The 3,614-nt window shown below is 34.9% G+C and carries 4 protein-coding genes; all 4 read right to left on the bottom strand.

The window, feature by feature from the left end:
• Positions 1-184 precede the first annotated feature (184 nt).
• Entirely contained in the window at positions 185-1,339 is a 1,155-nt protein-coding gene (locus DK430_RS13010) for a tetratricopeptide repeat protein (RefSeq protein WP_109079470.1), read from the bottom strand.
• 48 nt (positions 1,340-1,387) lie between these two features.
• Complete coding sequence (locus DK430_RS13005) at positions 1,388-2,170, bottom strand: tetratricopeptide repeat protein (protein ID WP_109079469.1); 783 nt, start codon at positions 2,168-2,170, stop codon at positions 1,388-1,390.
• A gap of 334 nt (positions 2,171-2,504) precedes the next feature.
• Entirely contained in the window at positions 2,505-2,870 is a 366-nt protein-coding gene (locus tag DK430_RS12995) for a hypothetical protein (RefSeq protein WP_109079468.1), read from the bottom strand.
• A 3-nt stretch (positions 2,871-2,873) separates the two neighbouring features.
• A partial coding sequence (locus DK430_RS12990) for an RHS repeat-associated core domain-containing protein (protein ID WP_162616857.1) occupies positions 2,874-3,614 on the bottom strand: 741 nt, incomplete at its 5' end.

Here is a 3,614-nt window from a genome sequence, read left to right as displayed (position 1 = left end):
TAGTCGGTGACTTTATTTTCATCAAGCAGGGTAGCGAGAATGGTTTGCAGGTCTTTTTGTTGGAAGATGCGGGAATTGTGTCTAATAGCCGGCATAGCATGGTTTTTGCTGTAAAAAGTGCGGTCATTTTTTCAGATGTTTTACATGAAAAACGCCAAAGAATTTGACCGCACTTTTTAATTGTTTATTGTGGTGGTACAAAACCATTTTGGTTGGCTTTTTCTAACCAATAGTTGGCTTTTTCCTGATCTTGCGGAATATCTTTTGTGCCTTTGGAATAGATTTTATATAGGGCATACATGGCTTCAGCAATATTACTGTCTATAGCTGCTTTTTCGTACCATTTTACAGCCTCTAATTCGTTCTTACTAATGAAACGCCCATCAAATAACCAGTTAGCTAAATAGTATTGAGCATTTCCATTCCCCATTTCTGCAGCAATTTTAAATAGCTCAAATGCTTTTTTATCATTATTCTCAAAAATATTGTTATTTTCAGATAAAAGTATTCCCATAATAAAAAAGGCTTGCGAGTCATTTTTTAGCTGTGCTTCATTTAACCAATATAATGCTTTCTCTTTATTTTTTTCTACACCTATTCCTTTAGCATAAAAAAAACCAAGATTAGTTTGCGCCAATGTCAAACCAAGTTGAGCCGCTTTTTCAGTCCACTCAAAAGCTAATTTTTCTTGCCCTAGCTCTTTATAATAAACACCCAAGTTATTTATTGCCATGATGTATCCTTGGTTTGCTGCTTCCTCAGTTAATTTCAAGGCGTTAGATATATCTTTTTCTACACCTAATCCATAAAAATAGCTATACCCTAAATTTGTTTTAGTTATTGGTAAGTCACTATCAATAGCTAATGCTTTATTAAAATATGATATTGATTTTTCAGGATCTTTCTTAACACCTATACCTTGCTGGTAATATGTTCCTAAGTTGTTTAAAGCAATTGGGTTACTATCTTTTGCCGCTTGTTCAGCCCAGAAAACCGCTTGAGAAAAATCTTGTTTGACAGCAACTCCATTTTTATAAAACCAACTTAGGTTGGCTTTAGCATTAGAAAAGCCTAAATCAGCGGACTTTTTAAGCCAATGAAATGCTTTGTCAAAATCGCTCTTAACCCCTATACCATCACGATAGATTACTGCTAAATTGTATTGACTAAATGCATCATTCTTATTTGCACAGTATTCAAGTTCTTGAATATTTGTTGTAACTAATGTTGAGCAATCTAGATCTTTATCTAATTCATTTGCAAGAATATTTTTTGTAAAAAAGATACATACAAAAATAAATAAAATTTTTTTATCTAAAATTCTTGTACTTTTACACATAAAAACACTTATAACTTTTAATTAAATGTAAACATAAAAATGTAGATTTTATTTAAATTTATCCTGTTTAAGTCTCTCAATAGCCTCCAGTGAACCATGTTCCTTGGCTCTGTAATATAATGCTTTGCTTTTTTCTAGATCTTCTTCAACTAAATCACCTGTTTCATATAATTCTGCTAAAGTGAATTCGGCATCAGGATCTTGATTGCTTACAGCTATTTTTAATAATTCCAATCCTTCTTTTTCTTTATTCAGATTAAGATCGTTTAAGTACCAGTAAGCCAATGGGTAATAAGCTTTTTTATTTCCATTTTTAATAGATTTTTCTAGTAACTTAACAACTTCATTTATATCAAAGTGATCCTGTTCTCCTAATAATAAAGCTAAATTTAGTTGCGCTTCAGAATGGTTCATTTCTGCAGATTTTTTATACCAATTGATTGATTCATCAATCTTATTTAGTTTTTTATATAAATAAGCCAGGTTAAACTGAGCTTCAGGATCCCCTTTCTCTGAGGCTTTCTTTAACCAATATTCTGCTTTTGGGTAATTCTCATTTACAAATTCACCTGCTAGATATAAATACCCTAAAGTAGATTGCGCTTCAGTATCTCCTGACTCAGCTTCTCTTTTGATCAAATTAAATTTATCCTCAGTCCAATGGGAAACGACTATATGATTCCCTTCATCATCCTGAGCAAGGCGCTTGCTCTCAACAATAATGACTTCTTGTCCATTGAAAGACCTTACATTATCTTTTTTAGTTAATCTGCTTGATAGAAAGAAACAAATTAATATAAAAGCGCAAAATGCTAATATCTTATAACTCATTATTTTTCACATTCAGAAATAGTAATAGGGGTATTAGATGGTGATTTGAAAGTATAACTATTGAATTCCCTCTTCTTTACCCACCCAAGGTTGGGTCACACGAATCCAGTAGGATCTGTGTTCATCCCGTTTGCTTTCTCTGTCCCACAGAAAATGCACGCGAATCCGTCCGAAGTTATCGGTATAAATCTCTTCCCCCCTTCGGACCGGTGACGATTGCCGGTTGCGGACCTTCTACCAGTGGCTTATGTATGCTTTTGCGCCGTATGCTAGGTCTGATGGCGCGGTAAGCATTCAAAGACGGCGGTTAAATGATGTAATGGTTCAAAATATACTATCTGGGAAAGTTACCTTCAAAAGGTACTACGGGACTTCGAACATATTCCACCATTTTGTTATTTTCAATATTAACTACAAAAATTACTGTTTCATAGCCAATTTTTTGTAACAATCCCAGTAAATTTGACACATCATAAAAGCTAACTTTTGAATCTACATATACGGTTACTTTGGTCTCTTTCGGAATATCAGTAGTTTGTACTAAGAATTGATATAGTTTCTCATATCCTAAAATTTTTTTATCATGCACAGAAAAAAATTTATCTTTTCCTTTCACCCACGCATACAAATTGAACCCCTTTTCATCAGCATATGCATGAGAGAAAAAAAATAAAAGAAACATAACTAAAAATTTTTTCATAGTTCACTCTCCGGTATATCTTCTATAAACAGTAGATGGATTACTTTCAAATTGGTTAGGGGTTGGATATACAGCATCTCCGTGAGCGCTAATATTAGTTAGCCCTCCACTCCCATTAGAAATCATTAATCCAGTATGTCCTGAAAAACGTGCACCACCACCTTCTAATTTATAGGCAGCCACATCCCCAGGTAAAGGAGTTTCACCATCTTTAAGTACACGCCAATTCTTAATTTTTGTATTTTTATCTGCCCATTCTGCTGCTAATGGTGCTCGTTTTGTTCCCTTTATAGTGATTTCTCCAGTCGCACCAGCCTCCTTAGTCACATCATAAACATATTTATTACATTTATTAGTACCAACTCCAAAATTATCCTTTTTACAATCAAAACACCAAGCTTTGCTATTATTATACCCTCTAGCAATTTGATCAATTTTTTGCCTCCGAGCTAAATTAGCAGGACTGCCTTCTTTCAATCCCAGAGGATCAACCCATGCCTGTGTATTATACGCAAAACGATAAAGATTCATGCCCCCTGCCAACCCAATCGGATCCAACTGCGTGAATCGTCCGATATGCGGGTCGTAGTAGCGGAAGAAGTTGTAATGTAAGCCGGTTTCCTCGTCGGCATACTGGTTTTGTAGTCTGAACGGTTGATGTGCGTCCGCCATCAGGTTATGACTGTTACGCAATTTGCCCCAGCCGAGGTAATCACCATACCAGCAAAGATTGCCGTTTTCATC

It is taken from the genome of Aggregatibacter kilianii (genome assembly GCF_003129965.1).
GTDB lineage: Bacteria > Pseudomonadota > Gammaproteobacteria > Enterobacterales > Pasteurellaceae > Aggregatibacter > Aggregatibacter kilianii_A.
The sequence above is the reverse complement of the archived record's forward strand: the minus strand, read 5'-3'. Positions and strand labels throughout refer to the sequence as shown.

Excerpts from the sequence above, each read along its gene's own strand:
- DK430_RS13010 (WP_109079470.1), bottom strand. The coding sequence starts at position 1,339 with ATGTGTAAAAGTACAAGAATTTTAGATAAAAAAATTTTATTTATTTTT.
- DK430_RS13005 (WP_109079469.1), bottom strand. The coding sequence starts at position 2,170 with ATGAGTTATAAGATATTAGCATTTTGCGCTTTTATATTAATTTGTTTC.
- DK430_RS12995 (WP_109079468.1), bottom strand. The coding sequence starts at position 2,870 with ATGAAAAAATTTTTAGTTATGTTTCTTTTATTTTTTTTCTCTCATGCA.